At 31.7% G+C, this 20,330-nt stretch carries 18 protein-coding genes, 13 tRNA genes and 1 rRNA gene; 25 read left to right on the top strand and 7 right to left on the bottom strand.

From position 1 onward, the window contains the following. Nucleotides 1-40 precede the first annotated feature (40 nt). Together BG261_RS08150 and BG261_RS08145 are read right to left on the bottom strand one after the other, a co-directional pair. Complete coding sequence (locus tag BG261_RS08150; RefSeq protein WP_099098651.1) at nucleotides 41-838, bottom strand: ParB/RepB/Spo0J family partition protein; 798 nt, start codon at nucleotides 836-838, stop codon at nucleotides 41-43. Nucleotides 839-946: 108 nt separating this feature from the next. Continuing rightward, nucleotides 947-2,239 (bottom strand): S1C family serine protease, encoded by a 1,293-nt coding sequence (locus BG261_RS08145; protein ID WP_070792847.1) that lies wholly within the window; start codon nucleotides 2,237-2,239, stop codon nucleotides 947-949. 242 nt (nucleotides 2,240-2,481) lie between these two features. On the opposite strand from BG261_RS08145, the gene rlmH reads away from it, so the two are divergent. The 20 genes from rlmH to BG261_RS11585 all read left to right on the top strand — a co-directional run bounded on the left by rlmH (nucleotide 2,482) and on the right by BG261_RS11585 (nucleotide 10,436). Next, nucleotides 2,482-2,961, top strand: coding sequence for a 23S rRNA (pseudouridine(1915)-N(3))-methyltransferase RlmH (rlmH, locus tag BG261_RS08140; RefSeq protein WP_070792846.1), 480 nt, complete (start codon nucleotides 2,482-2,484; stop codon nucleotides 2,959-2,961). A 43-nt stretch (nucleotides 2,962-3,004) separates the two neighbouring features. Next, a complete protein-coding gene (locus BG261_RS08135) occupies nucleotides 3,005-3,649 on the top strand; it encodes a YoaK family protein (protein ID WP_158007194.1) in 645 nt (214 codons plus the stop codon). A 111-nt stretch (nucleotides 3,650-3,760) separates the two neighbouring features. After that, on the top strand, nucleotides 3,761-5,242 hold the full coding sequence (gene guaB, locus BG261_RS08130; RefSeq protein WP_070792844.1) for an IMP dehydrogenase: 1,482 nt from the start codon (nucleotides 3,761-3,763) through the stop codon (nucleotides 5,240-5,242). A gap of 113 nt (nucleotides 5,243-5,355) precedes the next feature. Then, nucleotides 5,356-6,522 carry a DUF998 domain-containing protein gene (locus tag BG261_RS08125; protein WP_070792843.1) on the top strand — a complete coding sequence of 389 codons (1,167 nt, stop codon included), beginning with the start codon at nucleotides 5,356-5,358 and terminating at the stop codon, nucleotides 6,520-6,522. Between the two features lie 89 nt (nucleotides 6,523-6,611). Then, nucleotides 6,612-6,683: transfer RNA gene (locus BG261_RS08120), tRNA-Glu, on the top strand. Nucleotides 6,684-6,688: 5 nt separating this feature from the next. Further along, nucleotides 6,689-6,778: transfer RNA gene (locus BG261_RS08115), tRNA-Ser, on the top strand. 9 nt (nucleotides 6,779-6,787) lie between these two features. Further along, nucleotides 6,788-6,861 (top strand) — tRNA-Met (locus tag BG261_RS08110). A gap of 34 nt (nucleotides 6,862-6,895) precedes the next feature. Beyond that, nucleotides 6,896-6,968: transfer RNA gene (locus BG261_RS08105), tRNA-Phe, on the top strand. Between the two features lie 13 nt (nucleotides 6,969-6,981). Continuing rightward, nucleotides 6,982-7,052: transfer RNA gene (locus tag BG261_RS08100), tRNA-Gly, on the top strand. A 45-nt stretch (nucleotides 7,053-7,097) separates the two neighbouring features. Further along, nucleotides 7,098-7,171, top strand: a tRNA-Ile gene (locus tag BG261_RS08095). A 4-nt stretch (nucleotides 7,172-7,175) separates the two neighbouring features. Then, nucleotides 7,176-7,291: ribosomal RNA gene (gene rrf, locus BG261_RS08090) — 5S ribosomal RNA — on the top strand. A gap of 5 nt (nucleotides 7,292-7,296) precedes the next feature. After that, nucleotides 7,297-7,370 (top strand) — tRNA-Asn (locus BG261_RS08085). Between the two features lie 25 nt (nucleotides 7,371-7,395). Further along, nucleotides 7,396-7,467: transfer RNA gene (locus BG261_RS08080), tRNA-Glu, on the top strand. A gap of 5 nt (nucleotides 7,468-7,472) precedes the next feature. After that, nucleotides 7,473-7,562: transfer RNA gene (locus BG261_RS08075), tRNA-Ser, on the top strand. Between the two features lie 9 nt (nucleotides 7,563-7,571). Beyond that, nucleotides 7,572-7,645: transfer RNA gene (locus BG261_RS08070), tRNA-Met, on the top strand. A gap of 34 nt (nucleotides 7,646-7,679) precedes the next feature. Continuing rightward, a tRNA-Phe gene (locus tag BG261_RS08065) sits at nucleotides 7,680-7,752 on the top strand. Nucleotides 7,753-7,765: 13 nt separating this feature from the next. Beyond that, nucleotides 7,766-7,836, top strand: a tRNA-Gly gene (locus tag BG261_RS08060). A 47-nt stretch (nucleotides 7,837-7,883) separates the two neighbouring features. Further along, a tRNA-Ile gene (locus BG261_RS08055) sits at nucleotides 7,884-7,957 on the top strand. A 253-nt stretch (nucleotides 7,958-8,210) separates the two neighbouring features. Beyond that, on the top strand, nucleotides 8,211-9,830 hold the full coding sequence (locus tag BG261_RS08050) for an ABC transporter ATP-binding protein (RefSeq protein ID WP_070792842.1): 1,620 nt from the start codon (nucleotides 8,211-8,213) through the stop codon (nucleotides 9,828-9,830). 171 nt (nucleotides 9,831-10,001) lie between these two features. After that, nucleotides 10,002-10,436, top strand: a complete 435-nt coding sequence (locus BG261_RS11585) for a class I SAM-dependent methyltransferase (RefSeq protein WP_206598620.1) — start codon at nucleotides 10,002-10,004, stop codon at nucleotides 10,434-10,436. Between the two features lie 371 nt (nucleotides 10,437-10,807). Here BG261_RS11585 and BG261_RS08040 read toward each other — a convergent pair whose 3' ends face one another. Next, nucleotides 10,808-11,599: a helix-turn-helix domain-containing protein gene (locus tag BG261_RS08040; protein WP_070792841.1), complete on the bottom strand. Its 792-nt coding sequence runs from the start codon at nucleotides 11,597-11,599 to the stop codon at nucleotides 10,808-10,810. Between the two features lie 220 nt (nucleotides 11,600-11,819). Here BG261_RS08040 and BG261_RS11755 point away from each other — a divergent pair, with 220 nt between their 5' ends. The 5 genes from BG261_RS11755 (at nucleotide 11,820) to BG261_RS11635 (ending at nucleotide 15,689) form a co-directional block, all read left to right on the top strand. Then, nucleotides 11,820-12,842 (top strand): acyltransferase family protein, encoded by a 1,023-nt coding sequence (locus BG261_RS11755; protein ID WP_070792840.1) that lies wholly within the window; start codon nucleotides 11,820-11,822, stop codon nucleotides 12,840-12,842. 87 nt (nucleotides 12,843-12,929) lie between these two features. Continuing rightward, complete coding sequence (locus BG261_RS08030; protein ID WP_070792839.1) at nucleotides 12,930-13,796, top strand: ATP-binding cassette domain-containing protein; 867 nt, start codon at nucleotides 12,930-12,932, stop codon at nucleotides 13,794-13,796. Nucleotides 13,797-13,798: 2 nt separating this feature from the next. Further along, nucleotides 13,799-14,929 carry an ABC transporter permease subunit gene (locus tag BG261_RS08025; RefSeq protein ID WP_070792838.1) on the top strand — a complete coding sequence of 377 codons (1,131 nt, stop codon included), beginning with the start codon at nucleotides 13,799-13,801 and terminating at the stop codon, nucleotides 14,927-14,929. Nucleotides 14,930-14,966: 37 nt separating this feature from the next. After that, nucleotides 14,967-15,470 (top strand): AAA family ATPase, encoded by a 504-nt coding sequence (locus BG261_RS08020; RefSeq protein ID WP_233278920.1) that lies wholly within the window; start codon nucleotides 14,967-14,969, stop codon nucleotides 15,468-15,470. A 9-nt stretch (nucleotides 15,471-15,479) separates the two neighbouring features. Beyond that, nucleotides 15,480-15,689: a hypothetical protein gene (locus BG261_RS11635; RefSeq protein WP_233278919.1), complete on the top strand. Its 210-nt coding sequence runs from the start codon at nucleotides 15,480-15,482 to the stop codon at nucleotides 15,687-15,689. A gap of 34 nt (nucleotides 15,690-15,723) precedes the next feature. Here the strand turns inward: BG261_RS11635 and BG261_RS08015 are convergent, their stop codons facing one another. The 4 genes from BG261_RS08015 to apf form a co-directional block, all read right to left on the bottom strand. Continuing rightward, the gene (locus tag BG261_RS08015) at nucleotides 15,724-16,254 is read right to left on the bottom strand and encodes a nucleoside/nucleotide kinase family protein (RefSeq protein ID WP_075201860.1); all 531 of its coding nucleotides are present in this window, start codon (nucleotides 16,252-16,254) and stop codon (nucleotides 15,724-15,726) included. Between the two features lie 8 nt (nucleotides 16,255-16,262). Beyond that, nucleotides 16,263-17,213 carry an ABC transporter ATP-binding protein gene (locus BG261_RS08010; RefSeq protein WP_070792836.1) on the bottom strand — a complete coding sequence of 317 codons (951 nt, stop codon included), beginning with the start codon at nucleotides 17,211-17,213 and terminating at the stop codon, nucleotides 16,263-16,265. Next, nucleotides 17,210-18,748, bottom strand: coding sequence for an ABC transporter permease/substrate-binding protein (locus BG261_RS08005; RefSeq protein WP_070792835.1), 1,539 nt, complete (start codon nucleotides 18,746-18,748; stop codon nucleotides 17,210-17,212). The genes BG261_RS08010 and BG261_RS08005 overlap by 4 nt, the downstream gene beginning before the upstream one ends. Before the next feature lie 198 nt (nucleotides 18,749-18,946). Next, entirely contained in the window at nucleotides 18,947-19,603 is a 657-nt protein-coding gene (gene apf, locus BG261_RS08000; RefSeq protein ID WP_070792834.1) for an aggregation-promoting factor, read from the bottom strand. Nucleotides 19,604-20,330: the final 727 nt, after the last annotated feature.

The following is a 20,330-nucleotide window of genomic DNA, read 5'->3' as shown; positions in this document are numbered from 1 at the left end:
GTATAATTTATCCTGTGGATACTTTTGTTGATTATAATGTTTATAGTAAATCGTCAATAATTCGATTCAATTCTTCTAAATTTGAAAAAGGAATTTCAATTTTTCCTTTACTATTACCACTATTTTTTATCGATATATTGATACCAAATTTTCGAGATAACTTTTCTTCAATTTCCTTAGAAAAAATATTTTTATTCTTAGAATTTTTTTCTCGGTTATTTTTATCTTTGGTAGATGAAACTATATCTTCTAGTTGTCGGACTGAAATTTTATCTGTGATTATCTGTTTAGCAATTTTTTCTTGGTCATTTTTATCGTCAAGTGAGAGAAGTACACGCGCGTGACCTGGACTTATTAAGTTTTTATCTAATAGTCCAAGGATACTCATAGGAAGATTGAGTATACGAATCATGTTTGAAACATATGGTCTTGATTTTCCTAGGGTTTGTGCAATTTCTTGATGAGTCATATCTGTTTTATCAACTAAATTTTTATAAGCTTTTGCTTCCTCAATTGCTGTCATATCATCTCTTTGAAGGTTTTCAAGAATGGACAGAGTCATCATTTTTTGATCACTAATCTCTCTTACTATTGCGGGAATTTCATCTAATCCTGCAATAATTGATGCTCTAAATCGTCTCTCTCCTGCAAGTATTTGATAACCAAATACTCCTGATTTGCGAACAATTATTGGCTGTAAGATACCATTTTCTCTGATTGATTTTGCTAATTCTTCCAATTTTTCTTCGTTAAAATTCAATCTAGGTTGATAAGGATTAGCTGTAATTTCTGATATTTTTATTTTTTTAATTTCTTCATTGATTCCATCATTTCTCATATCTTAATTTTAAGTTAATGATTTTATAAAGGCAAGTTTCACGTGAAACAAATTAAAATTTTTTATAATAAAAAAAGCAGCCCCTTAGGACCGCTCAATAAATATATTTTAGTTTCGACCAGAGTTACCACCGTCTTGTTTTTGATCATCACTATTTTGTTCTTTACTGTCATTGTTGCTTTGTGTCTGTTTTAAATTTTTATTTGATTCAGTAAGTTTTACATCTGTTGTCCCTTTTTTACCATTTCTATAATAAGTAACTTTTACTGTATCTCCGATATTTAATTTATAGAGAGCAGATTGTAACTCGATATAAGTTGGAGTATCGACATCACCTAATTTAGTGATTACATCGTATTTCTTCAAACCAGCTTTTTCAGCAGGCATGTTAGATTGAACATTAGTTACCACAACACCACTTGTAACATCTTCTGGAAGTTTAAGAGATTTATCAATAGACTCCTTAGGGATATCAGTTAGATTTCTCATCTCAATACCCAGGGCAGGACGGGATACTTGTCCATCTTTTTCTAATTTAGCAATAATACTCTGAACATCATTTGAAGGAATAGCAAATCCCATACCTTCGACTGAAATGCCATTTACGCTAGATGAAGTTGATGCGATTTTACTTGAATTAATACCAATTACTTGTCCTTTAATATTTATTAAAGCACCACCAGAGTTACCTGGATTGATAGCAGCATCAGTTTGAATTGCATTAATACTTACAGTTTCACGATTGTCATTTTGTGAAGTGACTTGTCTATTTAGACTTGAAATTATACCTTGAGTTGCTGAGTTTGCATATTGGCTTCCAAGAGGTGAGCCAATTGCAATTGCAGGTTCACCAACTTTAAGAGTACTAGAATCACCAAATTCAGCAGTATTTTTAACCTTACTACCATCTATTTTGATAACCGCTAAATCACTAAATGCATCTTTACCTACAAGTTCACCCTTAACTTTTTCACCTGTAGAAAGCATTACCTCTAAGCTACTAGCACCCTCAACTACGTGATTATTAGTAACAACATAGGCAGTTTTTCCATCTTTCTTATAGATAACACCACTACCTTCACCAGCTTCTTCTTCTTTTGCATCATCGTTGCCAGTTTGATCAAAATTACCATTTAAAAAATCTTCAAGTGAAGTTCCTGATTGTTTCTTTTGATAATTGATAACAGATACTACTGCATCAGAAACCTTATCAATTGCTTTTGTTGTATCACTTTCAACAACATATGATACTTTTGTAGCTGATTTTCCGTTATTCGTTGTTGTTGTAGTTGTGCTTGGTGTATTTGCGAAATTATTTTGATAAACAGCGTTTCCACCTAGTGCAAGAGCACCACCTGCCACACCAGCTAAGACAGTACCAATGAAATTATTTTTTGCCATATTATCTCCTTGTTATTTTTTATTAATTTTATTTCCACAAACTTAATAATACCTTAAAAGCCTTATAAATAAAAATGTTAAGCAAAGTTATCCACATTTTTGTTAATAACTTTGCTCAATTCTGTTAGTAAGTGGAAAAGATTAAAAGTTTTCCACAGAAATGTGGATGGTTTTTAGTAATTGTTGATAAATAAAGCTTTCAAAAGTATTTTCATTGGGGAAAACTATGATAAAATAAATTTATGAAATTAAAATTAGTAGTAGTTGGAAAACTAAAAGAAAAATATCTTAAGCAAGGAATAGATGAATACAAAAAAAGAATGACTACCATGCTCCCACTTGAGGTTATTGAACTATCAGATGAAAAGATCCCAGATAAAGCAAGTGATAAGGAAAAAGAACTTGTCAAAAATAAAGAGGGACAAAAAATTCTTGAAAAAATTTCTCCCCAAGATAAACTTATTGTCTTAGCTATTAAAGGGAAATTAATGACCAGTGAGGAATTAGCTGAGAAAATGAAAGATTTTGAAATCTACGGCGCACAGAATGTTGTCTTTTTGATTGGAGGATCACTTGGATTATCAGATGACGTTTATAAGAGAGCAGATTTACAAATTTCTTTTGGTAGATTTACGCTTCCTCATCAATTAATGAGATTAGTTCTAGTTGAACAGATTTATCGAGCTCAGATGATAAATCGTGGTAGTGAGTATCACAAGTAATAAAAAATTTAAGGAGTTACAAATGAATAAAAAGAGTTACCATATGGCTGAACGACTGAGGACAGCATCCATGCTGACTTTTATCGGAGGTTTTATGGACGCTTATAGTTTTAAAACGCAAGGTGGACATTTCTCTGGTATGCAGACAGGAAATATGATTTATCTTATGATGGAGCTAGCTGCTGGTAGGTATTGGAGTGCATTAAGTTACCTTTTACCGATTGTATGTTTTATACTAGGGGCGATGTTTACATACTTTATAAGAAAAAAAATTACAGAGAAGCGAGGTCCATGGTACTTAACATCTGCAACCTTAATGTTTATAGGTATTTTTATTATTGGTCTGTCTTCAATGACATCTTACAATCAATTAACCGTTGCACTTTTAGCATTCTTTGCTGCAATCCAGGCGGAAACTTTTAAACATGTTCGTGGAACACCATATGCAAATATCATGATGACGGGAAATTTAAAAAGTTTCTCAGTTTTTCTTGCTCAAGGTATAAGTGAGAGAGACCCTATATATATCAGAAAAGCAAGAAATACCTTTTTGGTGGTACTGGCTTTTGCATTTGGAGCATATCTATCAGCCAAATTAAGTAATTATATGGGAAGTAATACAATCTTTCTTTTAATGATTCCATTTGCAGCTTTAATTTGTATTCTATATGGTGAGGAAAAGAAGTAAAAGAAAGATATTAAAAGAACATATCAAAAGGTTTTATTGTATTGACCTTTAGGTGTAAAATGTTATCATAGGAAAAATAAAAAAAATTCGTATAGAAAAAAGGAGAATCTAATGTCAAATTGGGACAGTAAATTTTTGAAAAAAGGCTTTACATTTGATGATGTTTTATTAATTCCAGCAAGAAGTGAAGTTTTACCAAACGAAGTAAATATGCAGGTTAAACTTGCTAGTAATTTGACATTAAATATTCCAATTTTATCAAGCGCTATGGATACAGTTACTGAATCTGCTATGGCAATTTCACTTGCTCGTCAAGGTGGACTTGGTGTTATTCATAAAAATATGTCAATTGAACAACAAGCTGAAGAAGTTCGTAAGGTTAAACGTAGTGAATCTGGAGTAATTACAGATCCATTTTTCCTAACACCTGATCATGCTGTTGAAGAAGCTGAAAATCTAATGGCTACATACCGTATTAGTGGTGTGCCAATCGTTGAAACTTTAGAAAATCGTAAACTTGTTGGTATCCTTACTAACCGTGACTTACGCTTCGTTGATGATTATTCTCAATCTATCAAAGATGTTATGACTACAGAGGAGCTAATTACAGCACCAGTTGGGACTACTTTGAAAGATGCTGAAAAACTTTTACAAAAACATAAAATCGAAAAACTTCCATTAGTTGATGAAAAAGGACGTCTAAGCGGTCTTATTACAATTAAGGATATTGAACGCGTTATTGAGTTCCCTAATTCTGCTAAAGATGAACATGGACGTTTAATTGTTGCAGGTGCTGTAGGTGTAACAAGTGATACATTTGATCGTGCAGAAGCTTTATTTGAAGCAGGAGCTGATGCAATTGTTATTGATACTGCTCATGGACACTCAGCAGGCGTACTACGTAAAATTGCTGAAATTCGTGCACACTTCCCTGATAAGACTCTTATCGCTGGTAATATTGCTACTGCAGAAGGAGCACGTGCTCTTTACGATGCAGGAGTTGATGTAGTTAAAGTTGGTATTGGTCCAGGTTCAATTTGTACAACTCGTGTTGTTGCAGGAGTTGGTGTTCCTCAAATTACAGCTATTTACGATGCAGCAAGTGTTGCGCGTGAATATGGTAAAACAATTATCGCTGATGGTGGTATTAAATATTCAGGAGATATAGTTAAAGCTCTTGCAGCAGGTGGAAATGCAGTAATGCTTGGTTCAATGCTTGCAGGTACAGATGAATCTCCAGGTGAATTTGAGATTTATCAAGGTCGTAAGTTTAAAACATATCGTGGAATGGGAAGTCTTGGAGCTATGAAGAAGGGTTCAAGTGACCGTTACTTCCAAGGTTCTGTTAATGAAGCTAACAAGTTGGTCCCTGAAGGAATTGAAGGACGTGTTGCCTATAAAGGTAGTGCAACTGATATTGTATTCCAAATGCTTGGTGGTATTAAAGCAGGTATGGGATATGTTGGAGCAGGAGATATTCAAGAATTACATGACAATGCTCAGTTTATCGAAATGAGTGGTGCAGGTCTTAAAGAAAGTCACCCACATGATGTTCAAATAACTAAAGAAGCTCCTAACTATTCAGCTCAATAATAAATAAATTTAGAAAGATCAAGTAAATTATACTTGGTCTTTTTAAATTTGAGTAATAAAATTTTATAGTTTATAATTAAAACAATTAGAGTTTAATTTATAGGAGATTATTAATGACTGAAACTAAGATACAGTTACCAGAAGAGGTAAAAAATGATTTGAACTTACACTCTGCTGATGAATTGCAAGTAAAAATTGATGGCGATAGAATTGTTATTGAAAAATTAGAGAATATTCAAAGTGGACAAAATATTTCTTTGAGATGGTTCCTTGTTCCATCTATTTTGGCTAGCATTGCATTTTTTATATATTTTAGATTTTATGAAAAAATAAATTATATTTCTTTTACAGGAGCAAATACAGTTTCAATTTCTACAATGACAATTGTTTTAGGGCTTTTAACAGGTATAATCTCATTTGCTATTTTCTTTATTAAAGGTAAAAGGAGTGCTCAAAAAAACTTAAAGAATATATATTGGAGAAATTTCCCAGTTCTTTTAATTTCATTTGCTGTTATGCTAGGAATGGTTTTATTGGCTATATTTTGGCTATTTAGTATTATTTTTGAAGGTGCTAAGTTTGATATATATACATCAACATTTTTATTCTTTATTTTTGTTGCAGTTATTAACTATCTAATGATCTACTTTGCAGTAACTATCACACCAACTAGAATAATAACCTTATTTACAGTTGTAATTATTGGTGGGGTGTTTATGGCAATGATCTCTAATAGAAATTTACAGTGGTGGCAGGTTAACCTTAGTTTTCTTGGCACAGCAAATGCAGCTTCTTCATGGCAATTTAATTTGACCCTTATCCTATCAGCATTTTTACTTCTTACACTTACAGATTATATTTTTAGTGTTTTAAAAGAAAATATGCCTAAAAATACAGGATTAATGATTTTGCGAGTATTAATGACAATTACGGCACTTAGCTTAGCGGGCGTTGGTATTTTTCCAAATAATAAAGATACGTATTGGCATATCTTGCATGACAAGTCAGCAAATATGTTAGTTTACATGATTGTCATAATGATAATTGGTCTTCGTTGGTTATTACCAAATGTAAAAAAAGAATTTTTAACAATATCTTATGGAATTGCAGCTCTTTTAGTTGTTGCTGATGTTTTATTCCAAAATGTTGGTTATTTATCTTTAACAGCATTTGAATTGATTGCATTTATTTTAGCATTTGCATGGATTTTGCTATTATTCCAAAATTTACAGGCCTTATCAGGTATTGCTATTAAAGCATATGACGTTATTTTAGAGTAAATTTAAAAAAAGTTTAAATTTACTCTTTACAAATACCAAAAATAATATATAATAATAAAGTACCGTTGAGAGACGGGCAAACAACAAATGGTCCGTTGGTCAAGGGGTTAAGACACCGCCTTTTCACGGCGGTAACACGGGTTCGAATCCCGTACGGACTATTTATGGAGGATTACCCAAGTCCGGCTGAAGGGAACGGTCTTGAAAACCGTCAGGCGTGTAAGAGCGTGCAAGGGTTCGAATCCCTTATCCTCCTTTTTAATATCGCGGGATGGAGCAGTTAGGTAGCTCGTCGGGCTCATAACCCGAAGGTCGTAGGTTCAAATCCTGCTCCCGCAATACTTACATTGGTAAGAGCGGTAAACACCGATATGGCTCGGTAGCTCAGTTGGTAGAGCAATGGATTGAAGCTCCATGTGTCGGCGGTTCGATTCCGTCTCGCGCCATTTTTAATAATAAGCGGGTGTAGTTTAGTGGTAAAACTACAGCCTTCCAAGCTGTTGTCGCGAGTTCGATTCTCGTCACCCGCTTTGAACCACGGTTCAAATTTTTATAACTTAATTCTTAAAGAATTAGGGCGCATAGCTCAGCTGGTTAGAGCGCACGCCTGATAAGCGTGAGGTCGGTGGTTCGAGTCCACTTGTGCCCATTAATTTGGTACTAATTGCATGAGAGATACACCTGTTCCCATGTCGAACACAGAAGTTAAGTCTCATTACGCCGGAAGTAGTTGGGGGTTGCCCCCTGTGAGATAAGGTAGGTGCCAAGTTATAATCCGGCATAGCTCAGTTGGTAGTAGCGCATGACTGTTAATCATGATGTCGTAGGTTCGAGTCCTACTGCCGGAGTAGAGAGAAATCTCTAACAACAAATGGTCCGTTGGTCAAGGGGTTAAGACACCGCCTTTTCACGGCGGTAACACGGGTTCGAATCCCGTACGGACTATTTATGGAGGATTACCCAAGTCCGGCTGAAGGGAACGGTCTTGAAAACCGTCAGGCGTGTAAGAGCGTGCAAGGGTTCGAATCCCTTATCCTCCTTTTTAATATCGCGGGATGGAGCAGTTAGGTAGCTCGTCGGGCTCATAACCCGAAGGTCGTAGGTTCAAATCCTGCTCCCGCAATACTTACATTGGTAAGAGCGGTAAACACCGATATGGCTCGGTAGCTCAGTTGGTAGAGCAATGGATTGAAGCTCCATGTGTCGGCGGTTCGATTCCGTCTCGCGCCATTTTTAATAATAAGCGGGTGTAGTTTAGTGGTAAAACTACAGCCTTCCAAGCTGTTGTCGCGAGTTCGATTCTCGTCACCCGCTTTGAACTTCGGTTCATTTTTTTTTGTAAAACTCTTTTAGGTAAAATAGGGCGCATAGCTCAGCTGGTTAGAGCGCACGCCTGATAAGCGTGAGGTCGGTGGTTCGAGTCCACTTGTGCCCATAATTAAGAATCTGGAAACGGGTTCTTTTTTTATTTACTATTATATAGTATTTTTGTAATCGGTTATAAAAAATCTAAATTCATAGTAGTTATTAAAGTAAATTATTAGAAAATTTAGATATTACTTGTTTAAGTTTATAAATTTTTATATAATCAAAATTAGGAGAAATATCAAATTATAAGGTAGTGGGGATATTCATATATATAATTTCTTAATCTATTTAAATTTTACCTGTAGTTGATAAGCATATTTATGAAAAAATATTTTAAAAATCACAAAAACGAATTTATTATATATTTATTGGCTGCTATTGTCACTTCTTTATTTTCAGCAGGCATAGGATTCCTTTATAGTGCTCTGACATCAGCCGCCTTAGGAAATAGTTTTAAAAAGTTTATTTTAGTTGCAGTATTTGCTGTTGTATATTTAATTTTTGATGCCTATTTTGATTATATTCCAAGGTATAAAAAATCAGTTCTAGTCAATTCAATTATGAATTCAATGAGAAAAGATTTATCTGCTTACTATTTAAAACAAGATCTATATGAGCTAAATAAAGAGGATCCAGCTGTTAGAACAAGCAGATTGGTAAATGACTTAGATGTAATTGAAAATGAGTATTTACGTCCAATATTATCAATTATCCAGACTTCATTCTTATTTATTTTCTCTTTAGTGGGTGCCTTTTACCTCCAAGGTGTACTTACTATTATAATGCTGGTAGTTTGTTTTGTTCCTTTTCTTGCACCATTGATTAATCAAAAAATACTATCTGGTAATAAAAAAGATTATCAGAAGGCAAAAAAGAATTATTTGTCCGCCTTTGAAAGCTTTTCAAGAAATATTTCAACCGTTGTAATTACTAATTCTCAAAAAATCTTCAGTAAGATTCTTGGTCAAGCAAGTCAAAATATGAAGGATTCCAACGATGAATTCAAAAAGCAGGAAGGTAAAACTATTGCTATTTCTTACGGCTTAAGCAATATTGTTTATTCTGGGACATGGATTATTGGAGGTATTTTTGTTTTTAATAAACAACTTACAGTTCCAGGTTTGATTGCTATGACGACTCTTATGAATACAGTGGCAGGTCCTATACAGTACTTGAGTGAGCTAGTTACTGATTTATCGTCTAGTAAAGAAGTTGTACAGGATTACTTTAATACTATTAATCAAGATCAAATTACTAGTGATGAAAAAGAACATTCTTTTTCTGAAGAAATAATAAAGTTATATTTAGATAATATTACCTACTCAGTAAAAGGAAAAGAGCTTTTTGATAAATTAAACTGTGAATTTGATAAAAATAAAAAATATGCAATAAAAGGTGAGAGTGGAGCTGGTAAAAGTACCCTCCTTAAAATTTTAATGGGGATTATCAAACCTGATAAAGGATCTATAAAAGTTAATGGTCTCAATTTGCAAGAGATGAGTTCTTATGATTATTACGACCACATAGCATACGTACCTCAAAAAACTGCAATTTTCCCTGCAAGTATTGCTGAAAATATTACAATGTTTGGTCCAGTTGATGCTGAGAAAGTTAAGATATGTCTAGAGAAGGCAGGATTATCTAAATTAATTTTAGGCTTTGAAGCTGGGATTGATACTAAACTTACAGCTGAAACTAAATTATCTGGTGGAGAAGAAAGACGTTTAGACATTGCACGAGCACTATATAGGGATGCTAATGTATTGATTTTTGATGAACCTACAAGTGGACTAGATTCAATCAATGAGAATCTAATATCTGAAGCCATTGGAAAAATAGAAAATAAGATAATTATCGTAGTTACCCATTCCAATAGTAAAGAATTTTTAGGAAACTTTGATCAAATATTAAAACTGGAAAATGGAAAGCTGAACAAATAGATAATATGATTCTGCTTTTACATCTTATTTTGGAAATTAGGATATGGTAATTTGGAATTAGAATGGAACATCGCATGAAGAACTAAAACGAGCGGTTTTTAGTCGTTTAAGTTTGAATCAAAGTCCTTATATTCTCTTTCGATTTTAAATGACTAACATAGGAGAAGGAGAATGGAAATAAATCAATATTTAATAGATTTTTATGGCAGTTATAATGAAGATAATAGAATGTCTTCAAGATTAGGTAGTATCGAATTTATTACTACTATGACTTATATAGAAAAATATTTAAAAACAAATGATAAAATTCTTGAAATCGGAGCAGGTACTGGTAGATACTCTCATATTCTTGCGAGATTGGGTTATAGAGTTGATGCTGTTGAATTGATAGAACATAATATAGAAATTTTTCAAAAAAATACTTTGCAGGATGAAAATATTTCAATTAAGCAAGTAAATGCACTAGATTTGTCAATGATTTCTGATAATAAATATGATATAACTTTGCTCTTAGGTCCCTTATACCATTTGTATAATGTTAAAGATAAAAAACAAGCTATTAGTGAAGCACTGAGTGTTACAAAAAAAAGGTGGTTTAATATTTAATGCACATTTAATTTCAGATATATGTGTGATTAATGAGGGATTAAAACATTGATATTTTGATGTACAGGGTTATATCAATCAAGGAATTTTAGATAGTGAAAGCTTTGCTGCCAATTATAAAGAAGAAAATTTATTTGATTTGGTTCGTAAAAAAGATATAGATGAATTAATGTAGAGTTTTCCAGTAACAAGGCTTCATTACATAGTTACCGATGGTTCTGCTGCACTTTTAGAAAAAGAAATCAACGTAATGAGTTATGAAGAATTTCAATTGTATTTGAATTATCATCTTGCCACCTGTGAGCAAAAAGATCTAGTTGGTATGACTAGTTACGCTCTGGATATATTTAAAAAATAAGATGCCCAACAAATTAATAGGGTATCTTTCCTTTAGTTATAGGGAGTTTATCAAGTTCTTCTTTAGTAAATAGAAGGTCAGCATATGATGAAATATTTTTCCGATCAATATTTTTATTAGTTTTGTATGGGTCGTATAAGTAGATGTCTTTATTCATATTTGTGTTATCATCTTCAAAATCATATTCTGACAATAACTCACGATTACTACGAATAAATATCTTACCTTCCTTAATTTTTTTCCCAAATATTTTTCGACCAACACGTATTTGAGTAACAATTTGTTTTTTATCCATACCTAAGTTATATCCTGACACATCAGATAAATCTACAAAAGATTTATTAGTTTTAAAGTATATAGTATATTCTATATCTTCAGCTAAAGTTAATTCTTGTCCTGTTTTACTATTTTTGAGTTTCTTTTCAGGTACAAGTATTTTTTCAATTTTAGTAATTTCTATATCTTTTTTTGTCAAAAAAGTTCCATCATAAAATGATATCAATAAAAATGATGCTACTAAATAAAAGCTTAATGTGATGAGGATGTAAATCAAATACTTCATCCATTTTTTCTTTTTAGAATCGAAGTTTAATTCGTTAATCATTTTTTTATCTTCTTTTAAAAGATAATCAAGAGGTAAGTCAAAATACTCAGAAATTTTTACGACTTGCTCTAGATCAGGATAAGATTTATCATTTTCCCATTTAGAGATTAGCTGGCGGGTCACGAAAAATTCGTTAGCCATATCCTCTTGTGTAAGTTCTCTATGAGTTCTTTCTTCCTTTATAATTTGTCCAATTTTCATGACACGTGCTCCATTTATTTATTAAATCAATTATATCATATAAAAAAGTACATATATTTAGAAATAGCTTAACCACGCGCCTGCAACAATTTGTTACGGGTCTTTTTTATACATGTTAGCTACTGTTTCTCATCAAATTCTGACATGTTATTCTTCATTTCTTTAATATTACTCCTTTAGATTTTATATTAAATATATAAATATTAGGGGAGGGAAAGATATGAAGGAAAAATATTCTGGACTAGATATAAGTCAATTTATATCATCAATATTAATAATCTTCATACACTCAGGACGAATGTTTGAAAACGACTTGGCACAATTTATTTTAAAATCAGGACTTTGCCGAATAGCCGTCCCACTATTTCTTATAACAAACGGATACTTTTACCGTAAGATGTCACTATCTACCCCTAACTATCTCCCAACGTATGTCAAAAGTCAGCTCAAAACGTACTTACTATGGTCGATCGTCTATCTACCCTATGGGCTACAAATGCTCTCTACCTTCAATATAGAGGCGAAATACTATCCATTAGCTCTCATCTTCGCCTTATTGTATCTTGGTGTCTGCTACCATCTCTGGTACTTCCCAGCCCTCATATTTGCCATATGGTTAGTTGAAAAGTTGAAAAAATACCTATCCTACAAATTACTACTAGTCTTAGGATTTATCCTCTATAGCTTTGGCGCTCTAGAAACATATTCATCATATACCAGGGGAACAGCTCTAGGTCAAATGTTCGATCAATATAAAAGCATCCTCTTTACCAGTAAAAATGGTCTATTCTTTGCTTTCATCTTTATCCTCCTTGGTTTTATCATTCACGACTTTCAGCAGGCGAAAATTTTCAAGCAAAATATCCTTGTAAAACTAATAATTTCAATCTTCATTTATTGTTTGGAAGGAAAAGTAATATTCAATAATCAAGGATATGACAAAAATTTTATCTTTAGCTTAATTATTCTGGTACCGATAATATTTCTACTAATCATCCAATCAAAATTCAAATGGAATAAATCTTGGATTTTAAGAAGCTACAGCAAGAAATTGTTCCTCCTACATCCTATGTTTTTGGAAATAATAAAAGTGAGTGTTGAAAATAGTGGGGTAGAGAAGTTTCAAGGTTTTCCTTTATTTATATCAACTCTAAGTAGTTGCCTAGTTTGTATTTTTATAGTAGATAAAATTATAAATAGTTCAATATTTAATCATAGAATACTGAAAATACCAAAATTGTAAAGCTGTATTTACATATATATTTACACAATTGTCAATTAAATTTACACAAAAAATCATAATACATACAAATTGAAAGAAGGAAAAATTATGAATTTAGAAATTAAAAATGTAAGTAAATCTTATGGAGATAAGTTAGTTATTGATGACATAAATCTGACTTTAGGACCAGGACTTTACGGATTATTAGGAGCGAACGGTGCAGGTAAATCAACATTAATGGAGATGATTTGTAATGTTAGTAGAACTTCAAAAGGTGAAATTACTTATAATGAAAAGAATATTGTAAATAATAAAGAATTTTTGGATGACTTGGCTTACCTTCCTCAAGATTTTTCTTACTATCCAGAGTTTACAGTGATTGACTTCATGCTTTACATGGCTACCTTGAATGGTATGAATAAAAAAATTGCAAAAAATAAGACTTTTGAGGTCTTAGATAAGGTGGGTCTTAATCGAAATTTATCCAAAAAGAAGATAAAGACATTATCTGGTGGTATGAAACAAAGATTAGGAATTGCTCAAGCTATATTAGATGATCCAAAGGTATTAATTATTGATGAACCAACAGTTGGACTTGATCCTAAAGAACGTGTTCGTTTTAGAAATATGATTAGTGAAATTGCTGAAGATAATATTGTTCTTCTATCGACCCACATTGTTTCAGATGTTGAATATATTGCTGACGAGATTATTATTTTGAAAAATGGTCAAATTAAGAATATAGGAACAGCACAAGAACTACTTTCTGAAATTGAGGGATTGGTATGGGAGGTAAATGTAAGTGCGCGTGATGTCAAAGATTACCGTAAAGAATATACAGTTATCAATCAAAGACATGATACTGGCGGAGTGCTTTTAAGAATAATCTCTGAAACTAGGCCAGCAGGAGATGCAGTGAGAGCAGATGCTACTTTAGAGGACTTATATTTAAGATATTTTCAGGAAGAGGTATAAAAATGTTTAATATTTACAAATTTGAAATAAAAAAAATACTAAAAACAAAATTATTTATAGGTTCTTTTGTAATTTTTTTATTAGCACTTACAGGGATTTACTTCCTAAATTTTGAGGTATCAAGACTAAATGACAATGCTCAACAGGTGGCAAAAAGTCACGAAGGAGACTTCACAGATGAAAAACTTAAACAAATAATAGATGATTATATGGTCAAATTTCAAGATGAAAGGAAGACAGGTAAATATAAATTAGAAAATAATATGGATGTATATACTTGGTTCATATTTGATAATTTTGATAAAAGTTCTGAGGATAGAAATTCTTATGTTAAGCTTGACCAAGCTGTGAAAAGTGGTACTACACTTAGAGTTAAGGATATTGATTTGAAAAAAATCTCTGACCTTAACTTTCCTAAATTTAATAAACCACTCTACACTAGTAGTTATTATGGATGGTATGACTTATATAATGCTACTAGTATGGTGATAATGGCTATAGTTATTTTTACTATTATTCTATTAGCAGGGATTTTTGCAGGAGATACTGAAAAAAATATTAATCAAATATTACTGACAACTAAATACGGTCGTTCAAAACTTATTTCAGCCAAGATTTTAGCAGGATTTACGATAGCAAACGGAATATTTATTTTAGCAAATCTATTAACATATGCCATATTTCTATACTATTCAAGTAGTCTAGGATGGAATACTAGTATACAACTTAACTTTATGCTTGAAGTATTTACCTTCCCAGTAGAATTAAATCAATTTCAAGTGTATATTTTATTATTGTTACTTCAGTTCACTGGACTTTTGGTAATATCAGCTATTACTATATTGCTTTCATCATTAAGCAAAGCATCATTTCCTGTTCTGGCCATATCAGTTGGTTTATACTTACTACCTCTTATCTTTGATAAATTCAATAAACCATTTCTTACAAAGATTGGTAATTTATCACTAGTTAAGAATCAATCAGTACTTGAATTCTTAAGTATACAAGATAGAGTTTTCATCTCAAATAATTTCCAAACTAATCTTCTATTTTTAATGCTAATCTTTCTTTCAGTAGCCTTACTTTCAAATATTTTTGTTTATCAAAAAGAAAAACGTTCTTATATTAAATAATGTGCTAGAATATTGGAAAAAGGGGGATTGAGATATCATGGAAAATTTTATCAGTCGAATATATTTAGATGGATTTGATAAGGATTCTTATCTATTTGAAATCGATGGTTTAAAGAAATTTAAAGAGCTTGATTTTACTAGTCCAATAACAATATTTACAGGTGAAAATGGAAGTGGAAAATCTACCTTACTTGAAGCAATTGCTGTAAATTGGGGTTTTAATCCTGAAGGGGGGAGTAAAAATTTCAATTTTTCAACTCATGATACACATTCACCTCTTTATTCTTCTATAAGATTAGCTAAATCTTTTAGACATGCTAAAGATGGTTTCTTTCTTAGAGCTGAAAGTTTTTACAATGTAGCAAGTAATGCTCAAGATATTGGGATTGGTATTGAAAATGGATTTATAGAATGGGGAGGAAAGGCATCACATGAGCAGTCACATGGAGAAAGTTTTTTAAATCTCGTTAATAATAGATTTAGAGGTGATGGACTTTATATTCTAGATGAACCAGAGTCTGCTTTATCCATGCAAAGGTAATTATCACTAATGGTCAGTCTAAAAGAACTTGCTGATGAGGGTTCACAGATTATCATTGCAACACATTCACCATTGTTGCTTTCACTTCCAGGTGCACAAATTATCTCACTTGATTCAGACAGTTCACTTGAAATTAACTATCAGGATAGTAAACCATATCAATTGTTAAAACTTTTTTATGAAGACAAAGAATTACTCTTTTCAAAATTATTTGATTGATAAAAAGACTCAAGGCCGGACGACCTTGAGTTTTTTAGATTGAATAAAAGTTTAATATTATTTCATCAACTATTTCTTCAATTGATTTTGAACCATCAATAACTAAATCAGAAGATGGAAGAACATCTTTTTGCATTTGAGTAAATGCAATTCGAGCAAAGTTCAAATAAATTTGTAACTCTTTTCTAATTTCACTAGCTGAGGAATTTTTAAAATCTCTTAAAATTCTTCTAGCCAATGCAATATCAAGAGGAGTGTCAATAAATATAGAGAAATCAATATAGCCTTTAATTTTGTCATTTAAATAAGCAAAAGGATAATCTAAAATTAATAAATCACATTTATCTTCAATAATAATTTTTTCAATGTCTTTTATTAATGGTTCGAGATTCCAAACATTATAATCAGCACCTTCTAGTACCCAATTGTTGAAATTTTCGACTTCAGATTCAAAAGTATAATCATCAAAATAAAGAGTATTAATATCGCCTAATTTTTTCTTAAGAGCATTTACAATAGTTGTTTTTCCGCCACCACTGACAGCAGCAATTGAGATTATTTTCATAATGTTCCTCATTTCTCGCTTAAATATTTGAAGACTAAATCTTGTGATAAAGAAGCGATATTTTTTCCATTATCCTCTATATTGATAATGACATTTTTTGATAGAAGTGAAAATACATCAGTCATTTTTGAATTTATATTTATTTGAGGAGCTTTGTCATCAATATTTGCAGCAAGCATTGGTCTATTGGATAAAAATTGCAATATACTTTCTTTTCCATCCTCAACATTGTGAGTTTCCTTAAAGAAGTCACGAACAAAATCATTAGCAGGATTATTTGAAATATTTTCTGGAGTATCGCACTGAATAATTTGTCCGTCTCGCATAATCGCAATTCTATCCGCTAGAAGTAATGCTTCTTGCATATTATGAGTTACAAATACAATCGTTGTTTGCAAATTTTGATGAATATCAAGAACTAAATTTTGGAGGGACTCACGAGAGATAGGGTCTAATGCACTGAATGGTTCATCCATAAGAATAATATCGGGCTTAGATGCAATAGCACGAATAATACCAACTCTTTGCTGCTCTCCCCCAGATAGTTCTTTGGGATAACGTTTGAGATATTTTTCAGGATTTAACCCAACCTCTTGTAACAATTTACTTGCAAGATCTTTCATATCTTCTTTCGACCATTTAAGCATAGATGGTATAAGCTCAATATTTTCCTTAACAGTCATATTAGGGAAAAGAGCAATTTGTTGCAAAACATAGCCCATTTGCCAACGCATTTTCTGAAGATCATATTCATGAATATCCTTACCTTTGAATAAAATCTCCCCACTTGTTACAGGTATTAATCCATTAATCATCTTTAAACTAGTAGTCTTACCACTTCCAGATGGACCAACTAATACAAAAATTTCCCCCTCTCTTATTTGTAAATTAATATCTTTAAGAGCCTTTTTCTGGTCATAATTTTTATTTACATCTTTGAATTCAATAATATTTTTCATTTCTTTTCCCCCACAAGTCCTTCTTTGACTAAATAGTCATGGGCGACATCATGAGTCTTACGTCCCTTAACATTGACCTGGTAGTTCATCTCTATCATCTGATCCTCAGTCACACGACCGGCTAACATATCGAGAGCCTTGACAACTTCTGGATTAGCATCCTTAAATTTTTGTGTCATAAGAGGCGCGCCTTGGTAGGCTGGGAAAATACCTTTGTCGTCTTTCAGAGTAACTAGGTTATATTGCCTTATTTCACTGTCTGTAGAGTATGCGTCAATTAAATTGATATCTCCCTTATTAATTGCTTGATATCTAAGAGCAGGCTCCATAGACTGAACACTAGGTATTCCTATATTATAAGTTTTTTCAATTCCTTTTAATCCATCTTCCCTATCAATAAATTCAAGTGTGAAGCCACCTTTAAGATTTTGACTAATCTTTTTTAAATCACTTATATCTTTTAAATTATTGCTATCAGCAAATTCTTTTTTAACAGCAAGTGCGTATGTATTTTCATACTCCATTGGTTCAAGATAAGCCATATTATCTTCTTTTTTAAGTAATTCTTTAGCAAGTTTGTATGTACCCTCAGCACTTTTGTCAATTTTTGTTTCATGTGGAACATCGACCAAACTCTCCAAGACTGTTCCTGTAAATTCCGGATAGATATCTATTTGTCCTGCCTTTAAAGCATTGAAAAGAAAGCTAGTTTTACCAAAGTTTTCCTTTAATTTAACATCAACATTGGGATTTTCTTCTTCAATTAGCTCCTTATACATATTAATAATAATTTCCGGTTCAGCACCAAGTTTACCAGCAATTGTTATTGTCTTAGCTTGCCTATTATTAATATTTTTTACAAGAACACCTCCACTTATTAATAAAATAAAAGAAAGCATAACTAAAATTATAGTTTTAAAAGATTTATTTTGAAGAAATTTTATAAAGCTACTGAATATTATTGCAAGAAGTGCTGAACAAGTGGCCCCAATAATTGTTAACGAAGGATCATTTCTGTCAATACCTAAAAGTATAAATGAACCCAGACCACCAGCTCCGACTAAAGCGGCAAGAGTAGCAGTTCCAATTATTAAAACTAAGGCAGTTCTAATACCTGAAATTATTACTGGCATAGCAATTGGTAACTCAAATTTTACTAGTTTTTGCATTCTACTCATACCAAAAGCAGTACCTGCCTCTTCTAATGAAGGGTCAATTTCTGAAAGTCCAATATATGTGCTTTGGAAAATAGGTAGTAAAGCATATATTATCAATGCAATAAGAGCAGGTGTCGTTCCAATACCAACAAAAGGGATGAGCAGACCTAGCAATGCAAGTGAAGGTATAGTTTGAAGAACACTTGTTACTTGAAGAATGAATTCAGCCCCTTTTTTATAGCGAGAAAAGAATATAGCTAAAGGTAGTGCAATAATTACTGCAATGATTAAGGCTGTTAATGAAATGGATACGTGTTGTATTAAGGCTTTGAAAAGATCGTCTTTTCTCTCAATAAATGTTTCTATAATTTTATTCATAAAGTAACTTTCTAATTTTTTATAAGTTCTTGTTACTTAAGATAATAGCAAATATTTACATATATATGAATTAATAAACATGAAAATTAGTTTACAAACAAAAAAGTAGCCCTTACAGGCTACTTCATATCTCTATACTTTAATTTAAATCTATCTCTATACTGTTATTATTTATTTTATATTAAACTGAAATTTATTTTAGTACCAACCATTTGCTTGCCAGAAAGATAGAGCACCTTCCCATGAACCATAACGTCCACTAACATAAGCATCTGCTACACGTTCTTGGTTAGCAGGGCTGTAATCACCTTTTAAATAAGATGAATCTAATTGATATCGTCCAATGTAACGTCCGTTAGTTGCTGAGTAAGAACCAGAAGATTCTTTTTGTGCAATCCATTCTTTAGCAGATGAAGAATTACCAGTGTAGGAAGTTTCTTGTTTTACTGGTTGTGCAGGTTGTGCAGTATATGTAGTTTCAACAGGAGCTTGGGCTACGGCAGGAGTAACAACTTCCTCAGTCACAGAAGTAACAACTTCTTGAGTTGCAGGAGCAGCATCTTGAAGTGAAACAGTTTTTTCTTCGTTAGTATTTGTATTAGTGAAAGTCACAGTTAAGTTGTCAGTATCAAACTTAATTACTTCTCCAACATAGATTAGATTAGCATCTTGAATTTTATTCAGGCTAGCAAGTGTTTTAACGTAATCAGCACTTCCAAGGTATTTTTGAGAAATAGATGAAAGAGTATCACCAGATACAATTTTATGAGAGATTGTTTCTGCATTTGCTGAAGTGGCACCAAAAGCTGCCGTTCCTAATACTGCACCAGTTGCTAATATTGATTTAATATTCATAAGTAAAATGAATCTCCTTTTGTGTTTTAATATGTTTGTTTTTATTTTCTTGTACAAACATATTAAAACAAAGTAATATTACAATGATATGGGATATATGTATAAGTTTGGTTTCAAATATTTCTTATTTATTACAACAGATAATCAAAAAATAGAAAATTATGTACAACTGTTGAGGTTGAATACAGATTTTTAAACTAACTTTTCTTCTATATATATACATAAATAATGAATCATCTTAATATCTAATAAAAAAATAGAAGATAACTACTTAATATTGACATATTTATTTCTAAAACTAATTAAGTAAATTATATCTAAATAATGACGACCTATATTTATGTAAAGTTAAAATATAAATATGAGGTTGAATACATTAAAATCTTATATCTATATTAACTTTTATTAATTTTCATATAAATATATAATTAAATAAACCAAAGTTCTTATTGGATAACTCTGACTATTTATGAAACGATATGAAAAATATACTTTAAAAACTATCAAAATCATTTTCAGTATTATGAAATAAAAATGAAAATTGTTAAAAAATTGTTGACACAAATTTACCTACGTGATAAACTAGTCAAGTTGTCTCATGATGAATTAATTATTTGTTTAACAATGATTTTGTGAAATTCTAAAAAAGTTATTGACAAATAAATTAGGTAGTGATAAGATAATAACACTGTCAAGGATGAAGCAATCAACGAAAAGAACTTGTGAA

This window comes from Floricoccus tropicus (genome assembly GCF_001832905.1).
Taxonomy (GTDB): domain Bacteria; phylum Bacillota; class Bacilli; order Lactobacillales; family Streptococcaceae; genus Floricoccus; species Floricoccus tropicus.
The sequence above is the reverse complement of the archived record's forward strand: the minus strand, read 5'-3'. Positions and strand labels throughout refer to the sequence as shown.